Below are 1,495 nucleotides of genomic sequence, written 5' to 3'. Positions count from 1 at the left end.
TTTGAAGTGCTCCATAATAGTTAGACATTAATCTGACTATTAGGAGCACTTTTTTCATGACTAAATATTCAACTACTTTGAAAATGGAAATTTGCAGTAAATACTTATCCCACCAAACCTCTTTAGCTAAACTAGAACGCGAATACTGCATTGATCATACCGAGATTAGGGCCTGGGCAGAACGTGCCCGTAAACATGGCTTAGCCGCTTTAAAGGTTACTCACACCCGACAAACTTATTTGCCTGAATTCAAGCTAAATGTGGTACGCTTCTATCATGAACATCACATGGGAGTACTCCAGGTAGCTGCAGTTTTTAATCTTTCGCGGTCAGTAGTAAGACAATGGCTGGCGGCTTATCAGGCTGCAGGCTACTCTGGGCTGCTCCCAAAATCCAAGGGGAGACCACCAACCATGACTAAAAAGAAGCGTCAGAAGAAGCTTAAACCCACTAAGAAGCTAACCGAAGTAGAACAATTGCGTCGTCAGGTTGCTGAGCTAGAGGCACAAAAAGCCGACTTAGAATTGGATAACTTAATCCTAAAAAAAGTGGCTGCCCGATATCCACGCTCACCAACCGGCAAAAAACCAGAATAGTCGTGGAGATTCGGGCTGAGCGACCTGAGGTGCCGTTAAAGCTTTTGCTTGCCAAGCTGCACCTTAACCGCAAAACTTATTACGACAACCGCAGTCACCGATTGAACCGATTAGATAAATACGCTGCTGTTAAAGGCGTAATCAAGTCTATCTTCTACCAAGAAAGTGATGAGACTTACGGTTATCGACGTATGCATGGTGCACTCTTAGATCAAGGCTTTAGCTATGCGCCCAATACCGTGCGCAAGCTGATGCGGCAGCTGGGACTAAAGACCAGAGTCTACAGTAGGCGCACTGCACGCTACAGTTCTTATGCGGGCCCTGCAGGCGTAATCAAGGAAAACATTTTAAAGCAGCGGTTTAATGAAACCAGACCCTACCACGTCTTACACACGGATATTACCGAATACAAGCTGACCACAGGCAAAAAGGTTTATATTTCACCGGTCATTGATGAGGCCTCACTGGAAATACTGGCTTGTCAAGTCAGCTATTCGCCTAACATGAAGCTGGTTTATGATATGCTGGCAGAGCTTAAGCACAAGCTGCCTAAAACAGCCCAGCCTATTTTGCATTCAGATCAGGGTTTTCAATACCGCCACAGCGGCTATCAGACCAAACTAAGACAGATGAAGATTAAGCAAAGCATGTCGCGCAAGGGTAATTGCCACGATAATGCACCGGGAGAAACCATCTTCAACCTAATGAAACGGGAGAAGCTCAACCGCATTAAGATCAGTTCACTAGCAGAAATGCGGGAAGTACTGCATGATTACGTTTACTGGTTCAATCATATTAGAAGATCAAACAAACTAAAATACACGACCCCGATCAAATATCGAAATCGTGCATTGAGTCTTGCGTAATATTAAAATGTCTAACTTTTTAGTTGCACTTCA

1 protein-coding gene is annotated in these 1,495 nt (G+C 44.1%); it reads left to right on the top strand.

What is annotated here, in order from left to right; translation table 11 throughout:
• Positions 1–56: 56 nt before the first annotated feature.
• A protein-coding gene (locus ACZ2M0_RS09400) for an IS3 family transposase (protein ID WP_490059277.1) occupies positions 57–1,462 on the top strand; the annotation gives its coding sequence in 2 pieces (ribosomal slippage) (positions 57–540 and positions 540–1,462; 1,407 coding nt in all).
• The last annotated feature ends 33 nt before the right edge of the window (positions 1,463–1,495 follow it).

It is taken from the genome of Lactobacillus sp. VURO6/B1 (VP7) (assembly GCF_058139575.1).
This window is presented reverse-complemented; position numbering and strand designations above follow the sequence as displayed.